At 31.3% G+C, this 19,242-nt stretch carries 17 protein-coding genes; 1 reads left to right on the top strand and 16 read right to left on the bottom strand.

The genetic code is table 11. The annotated features are described in order from the left end of the window. Positions 1–64: 64 nt before the first annotated feature. From pflB to CLMAG_RS09045, 6 genes are all read right to left on the bottom strand, one after another. A complete protein-coding gene (gene pflB, locus CLMAG_RS09070) occupies positions 65–2,308 on the bottom strand; it encodes a formate C-acetyltransferase (RefSeq protein ID WP_066621304.1) in 2,244 nt (747 codons plus the stop codon). 386 nt (positions 2,309–2,694) lie between these two features. Next, on the bottom strand, positions 2,695–3,936 hold the full coding sequence (locus tag CLMAG_RS09065) for a cysteine desulfurase-like protein (RefSeq protein ID WP_201787645.1): 1,242 nt from the start codon (positions 3,934–3,936) through the stop codon (positions 2,695–2,697). 133 nt (positions 3,937–4,069) lie between these two features. Beyond that, positions 4,070–6,364 (bottom strand): heavy metal translocating P-type ATPase, encoded by a 2,295-nt coding sequence (locus CLMAG_RS09060; protein WP_066621298.1) that lies wholly within the window; start codon positions 6,362–6,364, stop codon positions 4,070–4,072. A 76-nt stretch (positions 6,365–6,440) separates the two neighbouring features. Continuing rightward, positions 6,441–6,803, bottom strand: a complete 363-nt coding sequence (locus CLMAG_RS09055; RefSeq protein ID WP_066621295.1) for an ArsR/SmtB family transcription factor — start codon at positions 6,801–6,803, stop codon at positions 6,441–6,443. 443 nt (positions 6,804–7,246) lie between these two features. Further along, positions 7,247–8,290 (bottom strand): C40 family peptidase, encoded by a 1,044-nt coding sequence (locus tag CLMAG_RS09050; protein ID WP_066621292.1) that lies wholly within the window; start codon positions 8,288–8,290, stop codon positions 7,247–7,249. 309 nt (positions 8,291–8,599) lie between these two features. Continuing rightward, complete coding sequence (locus CLMAG_RS09045; protein ID WP_066621290.1) at positions 8,600–9,154, bottom strand: phosphatase PAP2 family protein; 555 nt, start codon at positions 9,152–9,154, stop codon at positions 8,600–8,602. Positions 9,155–9,739: 585 nt separating this feature from the next. On the opposite strand from CLMAG_RS09045, the gene CLMAG_RS09040 reads away from it, so the two are divergent. Beyond that, positions 9,740–11,596 (top strand): APC family permease, encoded by a 1,857-nt coding sequence (locus CLMAG_RS09040; RefSeq protein ID WP_066621287.1) that lies wholly within the window; start codon positions 9,740–9,742, stop codon positions 11,594–11,596. Positions 11,597–11,704: 108 nt separating this feature from the next. Here the strand turns inward: CLMAG_RS09040 and CLMAG_RS09035 are convergent, their stop codons facing one another. From CLMAG_RS09035 to CLMAG_RS08995, 10 genes are all read right to left on the bottom strand, one after another. After that, on the bottom strand, positions 11,705–13,801 hold the full coding sequence (locus CLMAG_RS09035) for a methyl-accepting chemotaxis protein (RefSeq protein WP_066621284.1): 2,097 nt from the start codon (positions 13,799–13,801) through the stop codon (positions 11,705–11,707). 327 nt (positions 13,802–14,128) lie between these two features. Continuing rightward, the gene (locus CLMAG_RS09030; protein WP_066621282.1) at positions 14,129–14,332 is read right to left on the bottom strand and encodes a hypothetical protein; all 204 of its coding nucleotides are present in this window, start codon (positions 14,330–14,332) and stop codon (positions 14,129–14,131) included. A gap of 151 nt (positions 14,333–14,483) precedes the next feature. Next, a complete protein-coding gene (locus tag CLMAG_RS33590) occupies positions 14,484–14,951 on the bottom strand; it encodes a hypothetical protein (protein ID WP_242872981.1) in 468 nt (155 codons plus the stop codon). After that, complete coding sequence (locus tag CLMAG_RS33585) at positions 14,948–15,247, bottom strand: class I SAM-dependent methyltransferase (protein ID WP_242872980.1); 300 nt, start codon at positions 15,245–15,247, stop codon at positions 14,948–14,950. The genes CLMAG_RS33590 and CLMAG_RS33585 overlap by 4 nt, the downstream gene beginning before the upstream one ends. 56 nt (positions 15,248–15,303) lie before the next feature. Further along, positions 15,304–15,828 (bottom strand): FmdE family protein, encoded by a 525-nt coding sequence (locus CLMAG_RS09020; protein ID WP_066621279.1) that lies wholly within the window; start codon positions 15,826–15,828, stop codon positions 15,304–15,306. A gap of 28 nt (positions 15,829–15,856) precedes the next feature. Beyond that, positions 15,857–16,444: a class I SAM-dependent methyltransferase gene (locus tag CLMAG_RS09015; RefSeq protein WP_066621276.1), complete on the bottom strand. Its 588-nt coding sequence runs from the start codon at positions 16,442–16,444 to the stop codon at positions 15,857–15,859. After that, a complete protein-coding gene (locus tag CLMAG_RS09010; protein ID WP_066621273.1) occupies positions 16,444–16,977 on the bottom strand; it encodes an ECF transporter S component in 534 nt (177 codons plus the stop codon). Before CLMAG_RS09010 ends, CLMAG_RS09015 begins: the two co-directional genes overlap by 1 nt. A 65-nt stretch (positions 16,978–17,042) precedes the next feature. After that, entirely contained in the window at positions 17,043–17,333 is a 291-nt protein-coding gene (locus CLMAG_RS09005; RefSeq protein ID WP_066621270.1) for a DUF8180 domain-containing protein, read from the bottom strand. A gap of 142 nt (positions 17,334–17,475) precedes the next feature. Beyond that, a complete protein-coding gene (locus CLMAG_RS09000; RefSeq protein WP_066621267.1) occupies positions 17,476–18,219 on the bottom strand; it encodes a class I SAM-dependent methyltransferase in 744 nt (247 codons plus the stop codon). Positions 18,220–18,711: 492 nt separating this feature from the next. Beyond that, positions 18,712–19,095: a class I SAM-dependent methyltransferase gene (locus CLMAG_RS08995; protein ID WP_066621264.1), complete on the bottom strand. Its 384-nt coding sequence runs from the start codon at positions 19,093–19,095 to the stop codon at positions 18,712–18,714. Positions 19,096–19,242: the final 147 nt, after the last annotated feature.

Below are 19,242 nucleotides of genomic sequence, written 5' to 3'. Positions count from 1 at the left end.
CATTACATTTATTAAATTACAAACATTCTATCTCAATGAACAAAACTTTACAAGTTATTTTGCATTATATTGCATCGTGGAAAGTTCTGCTTATAACTTCTTTTTGTTGTTCTTTAGTTAATCTATTGAAGTGAACAGCATATCCTGAAACTCTGATAGTTAAAGTTGGATATTTTTCTGGATTTTCCATAGCATCTATTAATGTCTCTCTTCTAAATACATTTACGTTTAAGTGGAATGCACTTTGTCCAAAATATCCATCCATTAGATTAGCAAGATTGCTGATTCTGCTTTCTTCATCTTTTCCAAGAGCATCTGGTATTATTGAGAATGTATTTGAAACACCGTCTTGGCAGTATTCTCTATATGGTATTTTAGCTACTGAGTTAAGTGAAGCAAGAGCTCCATTTTCATCTCTTCCGTGCATTGGATTTGCTCCTGGTGCAAAAGCTTCTCCAGCTTTTCTTCCGTCAGGAGTTGATCCTGTTTTCTTACCATAAACTACGTTTGATGTTATAGTTAAAACTGATAGTGAATGGTCTGCATTTCTGTAAGTTTTGTGTTTCTTAAGTTCATTTGAGAATCTCTTTGTTATATCTACTGCTAAATCGTCAACTCTATCATCGTCATTTCCGTATTTAGGGAAGTCTCCTTCGATTTCGAAGTCAACAGCAATACCTTTTTCGTTTCTTACTGGCTTAACTTTAGCAAATTTTATAGCACTTAATGAGTCTGCAACAACTGATAATCCAGCTACACCGAATGCCATGAATCTCTTAACTTTTGTATCGTGAAGAGCCATTTGTCCTGCTTCATAAGCATATTTGTCGTGCATGTAGTGTATTGTATTCATTGTATCAACATATAGCTCGGCTACATATTCCATAACTTTGATGTAGTTTTTCATTACTTTGTCGAAATCAAGAACTTCATCAGTTATTCTTTCTATTCCAGGTACAACTTCTATTAAGCTGCCATCCTTAGCCATTTTCTTTTCATCTACTCCACCGTTTATAGCGTAAAGTAATGCTTTAGCAAGGTTTGTTCTAGCTCCGAAGAACTGCATTCTCTTACCAACTTCCATAGCAGATACACAGCAAGCTATAGCATAGTCGTCTCCATATATTGGTCTCATTATATCATCATTTTCGTATTGGATAGCATCTGTCTTTATTGACATTTCAGCACAATACTTTTTGAAGTTTTCTGGTAAGTTTTGTGACCATAAAACTGTCATATTTGGTTCTGGTGCTGGTGTTAAGTTAGTTAGTGTGTGTAGGAATCTGTAAGCTGTTTTAGTAACAAGTGGCTTACCGTTAACTCCAACCCCTCCGATTGATTCAGTTATCCAGTTAGGATCTCCTGCAAATAAGTCATTGTACTCAGGAGTTCTTAAGTGTCTTACCATTCTTAATTTTATAACAAACTGATCGATTATTTCTTGAGCTAACTCTTCTGTTAATAATCCATTTTGAATATCTCTTTCTATGAATATATCTAAGAAAGTAGTATTTCTTCCAAGTGACATTGCTGCTCCGTTATTTTCTTTTACTCCAGCTAAGTATCCAAAGTATAAGAATTGAACTGCTTCTACAGCATTTGAAGCTGGCTTTGATATATCTATTCCGTATGATAAAGCCATATCCTTGATTTCTTGCATAGCACGGATCTGCATTGATACTTCTTCTCTAAGTCTTATAGTTTCGTCACATGATCCTTTTAATTCTTTTAGGTCTTTCTTCTTTTGTGCCACTAAGAAGTCCATTCCGTAAAGAGCTATTCTTCTGTAGTCACCTATTATTCTTCCTCTTCCATAAGCATCAGGTAGTCCAGTTAAAAGACCTACTGTTCTAGCTTTTCTTGTTGCTTCTGTATAAGCATCAAAAACACCTTCGTTGTGAGTTTTTCTGTATTGCTTGAAGTTCTTATTTAATTCTTCATCCATTTCGAAACCATATGCTTCAAGAGATTGTTCAACCATTCTCATTCCACCAAATGGGTTCATTATTCTCTTTAATGGGGCATCTGTTTGGAATCCTACGATAACTTCGTTTTCTTTATCTAAATATCCTGCTTTAAAATTGTTTATACCAGAGAATGCTTTAGTTTCAACATCCATAACACCTTTTTTGATTTCTTCTATTATAAGAGCTTCTGCTTCACTCCATACTTTCTTAGTTTTTTCTGTTGGAGCTGCTAAAAAGTTTTTGTCGCCTTCATATACAGTGTAATTTTTTTGTATAAAGTCTCTAACATTGATCTCTTCAGTCCATCTTCCTTGTTTAAAGCCATTCCATTGTTCCATAATCTATACACTCCTTATTTTCATCAATATTTGTCATTATTACTTTATTTTTTACATATCTTTTAATTGAATTATTGTTTGTTATTTATCTTTCATCATCTTATGTCTCTATTATATACTGTTTTCTTCTCTGTATCAATATTTATTTTCGTTGATTTCAGTCAAATTTAGCAATTAAATTGATACAGATGTTTTTCCTGTATTAATACTTCTTCTTTCTATGCCTTTCAAAAAAAAACACCTCCCATATTAGCGAATTTTGTCTAATACATGTACTACTATATCTTAGATACCGTCTAATTTTGCAAATAATAAGTCTATTTAACAATAAATAATGGCTATTTGTTAAGATAAATATTCTTAACAAATAGCCATTATTTCTACATTTCTCATACATTAACTAGTTTCTTAATTGTACTAATAAAAAATTCTACTTCTTCTTCAGTATTATAAGGAGCAATTCCTACTCGAATCCATCCATCATCTTTATGAATACCTAGTTTATCAGCTAAAACAGCTGTATAGAAGTCACCATTTGTAATAAAAACTGAATTTTCTTCAGCCATCCACCTGCACACCTGCTGTGAAGTCATACCATCAATTCTAAAAGTAATAGTCGGGGTCTTTCTAGACCATTCTGGTGCCTGATACATTATTATCTTTGACATCTTGCTAAGCCTCTTACGAATTTTACTAGCCAATCTATTTTCATAAGCTTCAATCTGTTTAAACCCTGACATTATTTTTTCTTTCTCTGTTTCTCCTCTACCTAGCGAAGCAATAAAATCAATTGCTGCCTTAATCCCAGCGATACCTTCATAATTTAGAGTACCTGTTTCCGGTTGATGTACAATATGATTAGGGGATGCCCCTACCCACCTTTTAGATATACTTTCTTTGATTATAGCAATACCTACATGTGGTCCGAAAAACTTATAGGCAGAACAGAAAAGTATATCTGCGCCAAGTTTATTATATTCAATAAAAAAGTGTGGAGCCGCATGAGCTGCATCTACTATAACAATAGCACCAACCGCCTTTGCTCGATCTGCTATTATTTCAACTTCATTAACAGTGCCTATAGCATTTGAAGCAAGTCCAATAGCAACTATTCGAGTTTTTTCTGTAATAACTGAGTACATCTCACTTAAATCAAGAGTAAGATTACTTATATTAGCTTTAAACCATCGTACAATAAGACCTTTATCTTTAGCAATTGATAACCACGGTTCTACATTTGCCCTATGATCCATTTCAGAAAGAACTATCTCATCTCCCGGCTTTAAATCCTTTGCTATAAGCCTTGAAATTGCAAACTCTAAGGTTGTAACATTCGCACCAAATACAATCTCTTTCTCTTTAGCACCCAACATCTCTGCTACCGATTTCTTTGCTTCTAATACCATATCCTTCGTTTCTTTACTACTTGGAAATTGACCATAAAGATTTGCACAACCCTTAGACATATAACTTGACATCGCTTCAATTGACCCACGAACCATCTGAGATCCTTCTGGTCCATCTAAATAAATTACAGATCTGTTATTATAAATCCGTTTCAAGGCAGGAAACTGTTCTCGCACATAATCTATCGGAAACTGATAAAAAGCATCTCCAATCATCCTCCACATACACCTCCCCTAAAGCTGTGAATTATCTAACATATACTAATATGATTATGAAAAAATATCTATAAAAATTACACTGATTAAAACAAATTAGCCTAGAATTTTAACTTAATAAAATTCTAGGCTAAATGTTACATCACCTTTCAGTTTTCATTGCTCTCATCGCATTTAGTACTGCAATTAGCGCAACTCCTACATCTCCAAATACTGCTTCCCACATAGTAGCAACTCCCAAAGCACCCAAGACTAAAATTACAGCTTTAACCCCTAAAGCAAATACTATATTCTGCCAAACTATACTTTTAGTTCTTTTAGCTATCTTGATTGCAGCAGCTACTTTAGATGGTTCATCTGTCATAATTACTACATCCGCCGCTTCTATTGCTGCATCTGATCCTATGCCTCCCATAGCTATTCCTATATCTGCTCTTGCAAGTACAGGTGCATCATTAATTCCATCTCCTACAAAAATCAGCTTGCCGCTCCGTGATTTTTTCTGATCTATCTCTTCTAACTTCTCAACCTTTTGGTGAGGTAATAACTCTGAGTATACTTCGTCTAGTCCTAACTGTTTAGCTACATTATCCCCTACAGTCTTATTATCACCAGTTAGCATTATAGTTTTCTTAACTCCAATGGACTTTAATGCTTGTATCGTTTTTGCAGAATCCTCTTTTATTTCATCAGATATAACAATATATCCTAAGTATTTTTTATTTACAGCTACGTGCACTATAGTTCCTGTAGATTCAACATCTTCATAAGGAATATTTGAATCTATCATTAATTTAGTATTTCCAGCAAGTACTTCTTTTCCTCTTACCCTAATTTTTAACCCCTGTCCAGAGATTTCATTGTAACCTTCTACCTCATTCTTGTTTATACTCTTTCCATATGCAGTTATTATTGAAGTAGCAATAGGATGGTTAGAATAACTTTCTGCAAAAGCTGCGTATTCTAGCAATTCAGCTTTTGTAATATTTTCCTTAGGGTTTATTTCTGTAACCTTAAAAACTGCCTTTGTCAGAGTACCTGTTTTGTCAAATACAACTACCTCTACATTATTTAAAGCCTCTAAATAATTTCCACCCTTTACTAAAACACCATTTTTAGATGCTCCACCTATTCCACCAAAGAAGCCTAGTGGTATCGAAACTACTAAAGCACAAGGACATGAAACAACTAGAAAAACCAATGCCCTATATAACCATTCAGAAAAAGTAGCTCCACTTATAAATATTGGTGGCAAAAATGCTAGAGCTGCTGATAAAATAACAACTACAGGAGTATAATATCTAGCAAATCTTGTTATAAAATTCTCTGTAGGCGCCTTTTTACTACTTGCATTTTCCACTAGATCTAAAATTTTAGCTACTGTAGACTCTCCAAATTCTTTGGTTACTTTTATAGTTAAAAGTCCATTTTTATTTATAAATCCACTTAATACAGGATGTCCTGCACTCACTTCTCTAGGAGCAGCTTCACCAGTTAAGGCCGATGTATCCAAAACAGATTTACCATCAGTAACCTTACCATCTAAAGGAATCTTTTCCCCAGGCTTAACTATAATAAAATCCCCTACCTTCACTTCTTCTGGCGACACTTTTTTTATACTTTGCCCAGCTTTAATATTGGCAAAATCTGGTCTAATATTCATAAGATCTGCTATAGATTTCCTTGAACGATCCACCGCTAAGTCTTGAAAAAACTCTCCTATCTGATAAAATAACATAACTGCTACAGCTTCTGGAAACTGTTTAATAGAAAATGCCCCAACAGTAGCAATACACATTAAGAAATTCTCATCAAAGATTTGACCTTTTCCTATATTTTTAATTGCCTTTAATAGCACATCTCCACCTATTAATAGATAACTAACTAAATACAAAACAAACTCTACCCCTGGAGTAAATTTCAAAACAGTGACAATTCCAAATGCAACTATTCCCAAAGCAAGTTTTACAAAATCGTCTTTATCTAACTCACCATGTTCATGAGCATGGTGATGCTCATGATGATCTTCATTGACAAGAACATGAGCATGATTTTCCGAACCATCTTTTTTATGATGTCCTTCTATAATTACCTTTACATCTGGCTCTATTCTTTTTACTATTTTTTTAACTTCTTCTATAATCTCCTTAAGCCTATTTTTGTCCTCTATCTCTAAAATAAGCTTTTTCAATATAAAATTAATACTAGCAGCTTGTACACCTGCTATATTTGCAGATTCTCTTTCAATTTTAGCAGCACAATTTGCGCAGCATAGTCCTTCCAATATAATCTCTTTCGTGATATCCCCTTGTTTTTTCGGATCTATTTGTCTACTTTTAACAACGGATGAGTTCTTTTCTTTTACCTTAGCATTAGATATAATCTTTCCTTTAACCTTAATACTAGATATACTCTTTTCTTTTGCCTTAGTATCCATTTTATCTCCCCCTTAAATAATCTTTACAGTGAAATAAGATTAACTTCATCTTATATTTCGTTAAAATTCATAATTATTATTCACTTATATGAATCAATCCCTGGTCAAATATATGCTTAACATGCTCATCATCTAAAGAATAATACACTATTTTACCCTCTCTCCTATACTTTACAAGCCTTGATTGCTTTAAAACTCTAAGCTGATGCGATATTGCAGACTGCGTCATTCCTAGGAGCGCAGCTATATCACAAACACACATTTCTGAATTTAACAAAGCATATAGTATTTTAACTCTGGTATTATCACCTAAAGCTTTAAACAATTCTGCCAAATCATATAACTTTTCTTCTTCTGGCATATTCTTCTTCACATCAAGCAACACATCTTCATGTATTACACTACAATTACAAATTTCAATCTTTCCTTCTTTATACATATCTTAATCTCTCCTTAATACACATGAATATTTGTTCATATGTTCACTTATAGTATACTCGTATAAATAATATATGTCAATTAAGTTAAATGTGTTACAAAATGTATAAAAAAGAACCAAATAACAAATAACTTATCTGGTTCCATATGTCCATTCTATAGCTCAGCATTTTACCACTTGTATATAAATCAAATTCAAATTAATGAATAAAACTACAGATTAAGGTTAAACTTCAACTGTATTGTTAGTATCTTAACCTCTACATCTTAAGCGAAATATGGTGCCTGGTTTATTACTAAACACTACAAGAGCTCTAGTTAAAACTAGAGCTCACTTTAGACATCTCCAAAGAAATAACAAGTCAAATAAATATATTAGCCACTGACTGGTTATTTCTTTAAAGGTGTCTTATATTTTTCAATCCAATTAATAATTATCAAGGTCTAATTAACTCTTCTACCTGTTACAAAATCTCCTCTACTATCAAGAGATGAAATCTTAACAGAATCCCCTGTACGAGGTGCATGAATATAAGCTCCATCACCAACATAAATTCCTACATGATGAGGATTACTTGATGAACCAAATAAAACTAAGTCACCTGGCTGTAATTGACCTCTTGAAACTGGAACTCCATCATTTATTTGATCATATGTAGTTCTTCCTATAGATACACCAAAATGACCATAAACGTATTGAGTAAATCCAGAACAATCAAATCCTGGATTTGGAGAAGAACCTCCCCATACATAAGGAGTACCCATATAATTAGAGGCAAATGCTATGACATTGTTTGCACTAGCAGCTGCTACTCCTCTAGACTGACTTATACTAGGTGCTGATTTTCTTATATTAGCTACCTGCTTAGCAGCACCACTTACCGATGCTGCTTCAGCTGCAGCATATAACCTTTGTTGTTCCTTAGCTTGCGCTATTAACTTTTTTTGGTTATCTTTATCAGAATTAAGTTGATTTAATTTTTTTTCATTATCTGATTTTAAAGTTAACAATCTCTTATTTTCTGCAGTTAGCTTGTCCCTTTTCTTACTAATATCATCTGCTTTTGACTTATAATCTGCTATAACCTTATTATCATAGCTTATAACTGCTTTAACCATATCAATTCTTGATATAAAGTCTTCCAAACCATTTGAATCTAATAATACGCTTAAATATCCATTAGAACCACTTATGTACATAGCTCTCATTCTTTGACCAAGTAAGACCTTACCTTTTTTTATGTCATCTTGAGCATTTTTCAAATCGCTTTCTGCACCTTTTATGTCATTTTGTGTCTTTGCTATTTCTTTTTTATTACTATTTATCTTACTCATTACAGTTTCTATTTGATGATCCAAACTCTCTATCTTCGCTTCCATTTCATGAATTTTATTAGCTGTACTTGATGAAGGCGTTGCAAAAACCGTACTATTTATCGTTAAAACACATGTTAATGCTACTAACATACTTTTTATTTTTTTATCCAATATTAATCACTCCTATATTATATATATCTATCTAATCTTTCATTAGTTTATAATAACATAAATCTTTAGTATTTAATGTTCCATCGAATATTATAACATATTTTTTCTTTAATTGTCATATAAAACTGAAAAGTTACACTGTTTTCCAAAAATATTATTATTAATCCTCATTATGAATATTCTTGTCATTATACCAAAATAATTATAAAACTTTGGATTTCTACTAAATAAAAATAGAGGACTTAGTATTGAAAATAAAATTAGCTTCAATACTAAATCTTCTATTTAATATGTCATTTAGAAAATATTTTACGCTTGAACATTTGCTGAGCTTTTTTTCATGACTATAGGATACACCTTTAATACTATCTTTGCACAAACTAAACCTTGAATAATACCTGCTAATATATCAAATGGATAATGAACAAATAAATACAACCTTGAAAAAGCAATTAAGGAAGCCAATAAAACTATATATATTCTGTATTTCTTTAACTGACTACAGATAATCCCTACTGCAGCAAAGGATGCAGATGTATGTCCAGATGGAAAAGAAAAGGACGTAGGCTTGTCTATTAATAAATCAACTGTTGCCATATTAACAAAAGGTCTTGGTCTTTGAATCAAGTTTTTTAATATTCCTTCTCCAATTATAGTATTAAATATCATTGCTGAAATACACAACAATCCTATAGTTCTATACCTTTTACTGAAAATTAAAATTATTGATATAATAATCCACACTAATCCTAAATCTCCTAGAGACGTTATAAAAGGCATTATCTTATCAAATATATAATTTTGTAAGTTATTCTGAATTAATTTTAATATATTAACATCGATTTTTTGTGCTAACTCTAACATATACTCATCCCCCCTAGTTCTTTGAAGCAAGATCTTAATTCAGATGAGGATTCTTTTACCCCATCTGAATTTTAGAGCTGCGAATGCATGGCTTACTTGGCGTTGAACTCCCACTTGAAGAAGTGGGAGTTCAACGCCAAGTAAGCCAGGTTAAATTGATAGATATATAATACAATACTTTTTTAATTTATTATATAGTTTTTAGCTGGCAGTTAGAATTTAACAAACGAGATAACAAGACTAAATTTGAAATAATAAACAATAATGCCAAATTATTTATGTAGAATCAGACAATTTAAGCTTAAATAGCATTATTAATCCTTAATAGGGATTATGCATTAAAATTTGGTTGTTATATAATCATTCTATACCATGAAGTGAAAACTTGAATCATATGGAGTTTGAAACCCCATATGATTCTTAGTTGAACGAATCCAGGGACGTACCCGCTCGCAACGTACTCTTTGGGAAAAGCAGAGAACCCAAATCTCTGATTTGGTGCAAATCGCTTTCACACCGTGCGTAGGGAGTATTAGAGAGGGTAGTCATCGGATAAAAGAAATTATTATTTCGAGGTGTATTTCTATGGAATTAAAACTTAGGGTTCTGAAATTAGGCAAGTTACTTTTTGGTAAGTCTCTAAAAACCGAAGATTTAAAAAATGAGAAATTCAACATTTTTTGGGGTCTACCTATCTTATCTAGTGATGCAATATCATCTGTTGCCTATGCTGGTGAGGAAATTTTATGGGTTCTTGTTCCTATTCTAGGTTTAATGTCATATAAATATATGTTTTATGCTGCTATTTGCATAGTATTTTTGATGTTTTTACTTTTCTTTTCTTATAGACAAACCATAGATAGTTATCCTAATGGCGGTGGATCATATATAGTTGCAAAGGACAATCTCGGAGTAATACCTGGACTCACCGCTGGGGCAGCTCTATCTATTGATTATATTTTAACTGTTGCAGTAAGTACTTCTGCAGGTACCGCAGCTATAACCTCTGCAGTACCCTCTTTATTAAAATATAAAGTATTGATTACAGCTTCACTTATAATCCTTATGACCCTGGGCAATTTAAGAGGTATTAGAGAATCTTCAAGAATATTTGGAATTCCAACTTATTTATTTATAATTTCTGTAGGAATTATGATAGTTACAGGAATAGTAAAAATTTATGTCCTTGGATACAATCCTCATCCTATATATAAAATACCAGAAGCCACAGGTGATATTGGAATATTTTTATTTTTGAAAGCTTTTGCATCTGGTTGTACAGCTCTTACAGGAATCGAAGCTGTGAGTAATGGTATTCCTAACTTTAGGGAACCTTCTCAAAAAAATGCAAAAATAGTACTGGGACTACTTGCAACTGTTGTCCTATTAATATTTGGCGGATTATCTTATGTATCAACTTTGTATCATGCAGTGCCAAATTCTAGTGAAACAGTTATATCTCAAATTGCCTCACAAATTTTTGGGCAAAATATTATGTACTTTATAATTCAAATAACTACAGCTATTATTTTAATAATGGCTGCTAATACAGCTTTTGCAGGTTATCCTCTATTGCTAGCACTTATATCTAAAGACGGCTTCGCCCCAAGACAGTTTACTAAACGTGGAAAGAGATTAGGCTTTTCTAATGGAATATTATTATTATCAGCAGCTGCCTGTTTACTTGTTTTAATATTTAAAAGTGAAACTCACCTTTTGCTTCCTCTATACGCCGTTGGTGTATTTATTTCCTTTACCTTATCACAATGTGGAATGTTTATAAAATGGATAAGAGAAAAAGGTCCTTCCTGGAAACGTAAGGCTTTTATAAATGGCTTAGGTGCTATTGTAACTATTATAACTGTAATAATTATAGGTGCAACCAAATTCTTTCACGGTGCATGGATTGTGGGCATAATAATACCTTCTCTAGTTATTATTATGCTTAGAATAAAAAAACATTATATCTCAGTTGCCACCCAGCTAAAACTAAAGATTAATATAAAACCAAAGGAAATTGATTTTGCTAATCAAAAAAGGTATGCTATTGTACCTATAGATACCCTTAATAAGTCTTTTTTAAAAGCGCTGAACTATGCAAGAACTATATCAGACAACATTATAGTTTTCCACGTATCTGTTGATGACGAAGCTACAGAAAAGCTGCTAAAAAAGTGGAATGCATATAATGTGGGTATACCTATAGTAATTAAAAAATCACCTTATAGAAATTTAGTAGGTCCTTTGGTTAGTTTCATAAAATCAGAAGAATATGCCGCAGATCATAAAGATATAGTAACTGTTGTAATACCTCAATTTGTAGTTGAGAAGTGGTGGTGTAACATTCTCCACAATCACACTGCACTATTTGTAAAGGGAATGTTGTTAAAAGAAAGAAATATAGCTATAGTCACCATACCTTATATAATTGAGGAAGAATGATTTTACATTAGAAAAATAGGACTTACCTGAAGGCAAGTCCTATAAATTTATTTACTTCATAAGCCACATGATTCATTTTGGTTAATAACTTATTTAATGTTTGTAAAGCTATGATAGAGAATCTAATTTAAACATTCCAACTGTTTCACCCATTCTACCAGCTACTTCATTAAGTTTTTCGGCTGTGCCTGAAATGGAATTCATTGCATCGGTCTGTTCTTTGACTGCTGCAGCTACCTCTTCAGCAGCACCTGCTGATTCCTCTGATATAGTAGATATTCTTTCAATAGATACTATAGCCTTTTCTTTATTTGCAGCCACATTTGTAAGATTTCGTGATAAACTGTCTATATGATTTAGGCTATTTTCAATAGAATTCTCAATTAGATTAAAAGATTTTTCTGTTTCTACTATCGCGGTATTGGCTTGATTTACAGCATCTATACCAGTATCCATAGTATTCTTTGCAAGACTTATTTCCTGTTGTATTTCACTTATAATAATAGCTATTTCCTTTGTATAATCTGTACTTTGTTCTGCTAAATGACGTATTTCTTCAGCTACTACAGAAAAACCTTTACCATATTCACCTGCTCGAGCTGCTTCAATGGCTGCGTTAAGTGCCAATAGGTTTGTCTGCTCCGCAACACTATTAATAGTGTGTACTATATTATCTATAGAGCCCGATTTATTATCTAGGTTATCAACAATGATAGAAATTTTACTTATTACATCGCTATTTATCTTAAACTTTTCTGTAAGAATATCCAGAGATTCAGAACCTTTACTGCTCATTTCCTTGGCAATATTAGAAGTTTCTTTTACCATATCAGAGCTTTGTAGTGCAATCTCGATATCCCTAGATAAATCCCTAATATTCTCCAAACCATTCTGAGAAAATACAGCATGTTCTGTTGCATCACTTGCTAATTCTGATATAGTATTAGAAACATTATTAATGCATATTAGTGTTTCGTTAGTATTTGTAGATAAACTTTTGGAATACTGAAAAATATTATTAGAACTATCTCGTAAATTATCAACTACATCAATTAGATTTATCTTTAAATCAAACAAAGCCTTAATCATAATACCGAGTTCATCATTATGATTAGAAAACTTTTCTGACTTTTTATCTAGACTTGAAGAGAGATCACCTTTGGATATAGTATTTATAAGCTCAGTAGCTACTTTAATTGGTTCCGAAATTTTCTTACCCAGATATAGTGCTGCAATTACGGATAAAACTATTCCTATTATAATAATAGTAGAAATTACTATTGTTAACCTATTTATAGCACTAAGCACCTCATCTATAGGCGGTGCAACAGTTAAAACCCAACCATTTGAAAGTTTTGAGTAAGCCAGTAGTTTGTTTTGTCCATTCTTGCTTTTATACTTAATAACACCAGCTTGATTTGCTTTCATTTGTTCATAAATATCTTTATAGACCCCATCTTTAACTGTAGCTAAGTTGTCCTTATATGTAAAGTCAGGATGCACTAAATAATCATATTTATCATTGTATAGTGTAGCATATCCAGTACTGTATACTTTAATACCATTTATCAAATTTTTAATATCACTAAACTTTAAATCTACAGCAGCTACCCCTATAAGCGTATTATCCTTGAATACAGGTTTTGAATATGTAATTACATCCGAATTAATAACGGAGGAAGTATAGGGAATAGACCACTTGCCGTTTTCTTGTTTTATAGCTTCATAATACCACTGCATACTTTTATTATTAGAATCATATTTTTCCTTTGTTAGCTCTGACTGTCTTTCAAAATCACCAGTACCTTTAGTATCAGCAAGATACACATCACCCACTCCACCAGTTAAATCTGAATTAAAAAAGAAATACATAGATGAATAAGATTTAGAGCCTTCTGAATAATTCTTTATATCTGAGGCTAATGAGTCTTTATATCTTTCTATATATTGAGGATCTGATTTTAACTGTTGAATATCAAAAGTGTTTATTACATCATAAGATAAATATTCCACTTTATTTTGAGGAATCTCAAGTTTTTTATTTAGATCTCCTCCTGTACTTTGAGACATATATGATAGTTTATCCATAGCTTCTTTATTAATAAGTGTTTTTCCTACAATTATTGAAATAGCTCCCAAGATTGAAGATAATGTGATACAACAAATTATAATGGTCATTATGATTTTTGTACTTATCTTTTTCATATTATTATTCCTTTCTAAAGTTAAAAATATATTTTTTATAATGCCAATTACTAGATTATTTTACCATTTACTTCACAAACAGTCAAAACATTCAAAAATATTACATATAATGTTTTTTACTTTTTATCTACATGTATTATTTAATAAGCCTATACCTGCAGAATTAATCGAAAGTATGGTCTATACACTAAATTCAACAAATTATGAATGTAAGAAAACAACAAAACAATTGTTACGTAAGAGCTTTGTGTAAGAAAAATATATTGGAATTAAAAATCAGCTGTAGGATAGCATTTATTATCCTATAGCTGTTTTTTCATTTAACAATTATTTCAGTGTTATCTTTTTAAATCCCCCAAAGTTTTTTGCCATTTCTGAGTACCGCTCTTTTCCAAGAAAAGCTTTATAAATTTCATCAGCTTTTTTCTCTGGCTCAACATCTTTGAATTTTTCAGGATAAAGAACTTTTCCAAGATAATAAGCATCTGCTATGGCAGTTTCAATATTGGTAGTATAAAAATTATATGGCATTTGTGAATATAATTCTCCATTTTTAACTTTGATTTATCTCTAAGTTCAATTTTCATCAATTCCTTTACTTGTTTTATGTAGTAACTACTGAGCTAATACTTAAATCTAGCTATAACAACCCCATTAGATTTAAGTATTGCTTCATATCACGCTATTTTTTCCAGCAAAGCCATGCAACTTTAGAAGTTATTTTTTCCTTTACCATACCATTTACAGCCTTATTTTCCAAATAATTTTTAATAGCAACTTTATCATCTTCAGCTAGAATTTTCATTCTTCCAAAGTAAATCAAAAATTCTTCATAAAATTTATCTACAGACTTGCATCTCTCCCAATTTGAATGTTTATAGCTTATCTTTGGATAGTAACCCATATTCCATAATATATTAAAAGCATTATATATTTTATTTCCATGAGGATTGTTACTATGTGAATCTAAAATTATTTCCGAAAGCTGATCTTTTAAAGTATCTCTTCTTTCTACAAAGCCACTTAAAAAATACAAGTTTTTCCCACAACCTATCATTTTGATAAGATCCTCGTAACTATCTATAGCTGGAGTCATCGAAGCAAACACTAAATCAAACTTTTCTTTGCAATTAAATTCATCTAAATTCAATTCTGACCAAGGTTTTTTACAAAAACTATGTTACTTTTATTTCTTACTTTTGCATTATTTTCAGCATAAAGCAGCATATTTTCTGAAATATCTGTAGCCATAACATACTCAGATATTTCAGAAAATTGTATAGAATAAAATCCAGTTCCGCATCCTATATCTAATACATTTCCAAACTTCCTATCTTGTCCTACTTCAATAAAATCTAATATAGAGAAAAAATTTTCACTTTCTCTTTGCTCTATATCCTTTCTATTAAATTCTTCAGCTCTTTCATTCCAAAATTTTTCTTCCATAGTGTAATATTTTTTTGAATTGCTCCATTGTTTTGAAAAATACTCCATATCTATAATTAGAATCCCCTTGAATATTCCTTAAAACAATCTCCACAGACCTTTTTGCCATCCATTATTCTAATCTTACATTCTGCTGTACTTTCTCCACAAGCTTCGCATGTTATATCATTAAACAATCTAGCATTCTCAGGCACAGTAAAGTTTGGTTTTTTAAAATCAAATAATTCCTCATAAGATGTATCAAGCATATATTCCATATCCTTTTGTTTATCACCTGTTCTATTCCATGATTTTAAAACTATTCTTAAAGCTTCACCATTTTTTCTATAAAAAAACGAAAAAGCGATCTTGCCAGCATCTTTGTATATTAAATTACCTTTACCCATAGAACAGCCTGTTATAACCTGTACTGCATCAACACCACAGGCATCGTTTTCAGTTACACAAACAATTTCTTCATCCTTTGAAAAGGATAATCCCATCTTTTCTCTAGCTGCTTCGCTAGCCTTAAAACCTATTGCTAACCCTGGACATTCATGTCCGTGAAACTCCACACATTTTTCCCATAATTCTTTATTCACAATATTTCCTCCTTAAATTTTTATTTACTTATTTTTCTCCAATAATAACAAACATCTCATCATTATCAATTTGATGGGTTGTCCTTATCCCAACCTGTTGAAAGTAACTCTTTATAGTTTCCATATCTGGTAAATTGTCTTCTGCTACTACTTCAGAAGCTTTCTTATGCATGTTATTTATTGCATCCCTGCTTTGAGAATGGCATATGATCAACTTACCTCCACTTTTTAAAAGTTTACTTATAGTATCAATTATCTCTAGCTTGTCTTGAAAATGTGGAAAAACAGAATAACATATAGTATAATCAAAAGTCTCTTTTGGTAAATCCTCCTTTAAAACATCCCCACATATAAATGAAACATTGTCAAAATTATATTTACTTTGTGCTACTTCAATCATTTTTTCAGCAGCATCAATTGCTGTAACTTTACCATTCACACCTACATAAGTGAAAAGATAGGGCACTAAAACTCCTGTACCAGTACCAACATCAAGTACTTTTGACCCTTCCTTAATACCTAACAACTTTAAAATCAACTTAATCTTTTCAGTATCATGCTTACAATATGTATCCCACTCATATGCCATAGAGTTAAAAAATTCTTTTTGTTCCATTAATAATTACCTTCTCTCAGAATTAATCTACTTTTGTTTAATGAAAAAATAATAGCTGGAATAAATATAATTTGTATGATTATACCTGGAATACCTTGCGCAATAGCCCCTGTTATAAAGACAATAGGTCCAGGGAGCTTTGTTACAAAGAAAGTAGCAAGTACCCAAACAACAATAGAAGCCATAATCCTGCCTGCAATCATACTGCAAATAAGAGATACATACACATTAAGATTTAATCTCCTATAAAGAAAACTTGTTACACCTCCATATACAGCTAATTCAAACATCATATATGGTAAAACTGGAAACATCGGCGGCATACCTGTAAGTATAGAACTCAAAATTGGAGTAATCGCACCTACTGCAATTGCAAAGGGCATACTAACTACAAATCCTGCAATTAAAACAGGTATGTGCATAGGTAAAAATGTTGAACCTGCCCCAAATACATGAAAAACCATTGGCAAAACAAGACCCAAACCGATAAATAGACCTGATAATACAATCTCCCTCACTGATTTATTCCCCATAAATAATCCCTCCATTAATATAAATGACCCACAAATAGGTATTTTGTGGGTCATTATTTATCATGCTACATATTTTTCTTTGCATCTCTAAGCATTTCATCTGCCTCTTGCATAAATTCTATAGCTTTTAGTATAAATTCTGCAGTTTCTAATTTCCCCATTGATTTTGCTTTTTGAACCCACTCTTTAAATCCTTCTTCATGGGACTCATTATGTTCAACCCAATGATCCAATAAAATTTTTAAAGTTTCCTCATCTTTACATAGATTTAATTTGCAATCACATTCTATTAATACTTCATTCACATGATCATGTCCATGATGATATTTGTATTCATTTTTTTCATTGTAAATCATAAATATCCCTCATCTCTTTATATTTTTTCTTTTAACCACAAAACCAAATAGTCCACAAAGGATATATCCAGTAATGATGTAAGTTTTCCCTTTTGTTGTTAGTCATGTTAAAGAAAACACCAAATTAAAGATTCCTTATATCCTATTTATAGGCACATATGCTAAACATAGGTGTTGTTTTATAAGCTATTTTTTCTTCCTCTGTGTATATATAACCTGAAATATCTTTTTCAACTATTATTTTTTTAAACCCACTTTCTTTTAACAGATCCTTGTCCCATTCTGGGCGTAATTTATAGGTCATAGGAAGATTTTTTGCTATTATTTCAGATTCCTCACTTTGTCTTTTATTAATTTTACAATCATATCCCATGCTTTGAGCTAATTCCATATTCTTTTCATACTCTTCTTGAAATTCTCTGTTTGCCAATCTTAAATACCAATTAGCATCAAAGATAACTAGTCTTCCATCTTCTTTCAGAAGCTCAAACCAATTCTTATAAGCTTTTTCAGGCTCTTTTAGTGTCCAGGTCACATTTCTGCTAATAATTAAATCAAAGCTTTTCTTTTGGAATTGCAGTTCCTCTCCATCAGTTTTTATAAAGTTGACCTTTACTCCTGCTAATTCTGCATTTCCTCTAGCTTCTTCAAGCATAGTACAGGAGGAATCAATAGCAGTTACCTCGTATCCCATTTGCGCCATAATAATTGCAAAAAAACCAGGACCAGTGCCTACATCTAATACCTTTACTCTATTTTTATCTTTCACCTTATCATTTATAATTTTAGACCAAACTTCTTTTTTGAAACTATTCATATCTTCATTTATCATTTCACTATAGGTATTGGCTCTATTGTTCCAATAATTTTCAATCCTTAACTCCATTTAAATTCCCTCCTATTGCAAACTTTTTATGATTTGTTGTTTTTTTATAATAATATAAATATTCTAATTTTATTTATAGCAATTTATATGCCAATATTACAAGCGTGATAAAACTCCTATGAAACACCATCCAATTCAAATTTCACTTAATACTTTCTCAAAATGATATACTTTTAGTTTCAAAATGATAAGTTACGTATCATTTTGAAACTAAAAATATAAATAAAAAGTACTTAAGTATAGGATAGCTGTTTTTAAGTACTTTTTATTTTAGGATTAAAGGTTGAGGATCTAAAGTTTATTTCAAACTATATTTATCTTATCAAGCAATTTATATGCCAATGCTATAACCTCTGATATTTGTATTAAAATTTGTAAATTTTATCATTTTAATAATATTATTAGTTTCATATTGATAAACCATTCTAAATTAATTTCATTTTGATAATATTGTATGATTTATAAGCACAAATGCTAAACATATTCTTCCTCCTATAAACTACTTTTTTTATCTGTATATATACTGTTTAAAATATCCTTTTTCACAATTATTTTTTGAAATCCACATTCTATTAATACTTTTAAAAAGCAATCCTCACCAAAAATAACCACTCTTCCATCTTTTTTCAAAAGATTAAACCAATTTTTATAAACTTTCTTAAGTTCTTTTAGATTCCAATCTACATTTCTACTAATAATCAAATCAAAGCTTTCATCTTCAAAATCTAGACTATGACTATCCATAACATGAAAATTCGGATTAACTCCTGATTCCTGCGCATTTCTTTTGAAACTATTAATCTCCTTTTGTATATTATTGATATATTTTTCTGCGGCTTTACTCCAGTTATCTTTCACCATATTTTGTAAATCCATTATATATCTCCTTTCATAACATAATAATAAAAAGTATCACATATAGTGTTATTTACTTTATATAAAGTAGTAATTTTGATATCAAACATATATATTAAATTTTGAATATCTAAAATTAAACAAAATAAGCTCTTTTTCTGCCTTATT

Origin of the sequence: Clostridium magnum DSM 2767 (assembly GCF_001623875.1) — a bacterium.
GTDB lineage: Bacteria > Bacillota > Clostridia > Clostridiales > Clostridiaceae > Clostridium_AM > Clostridium_AM magnum.
The sequence above is the reverse complement of the archived record's forward strand: the minus strand, read 5'-3'. Positions and strand labels throughout refer to the sequence as shown.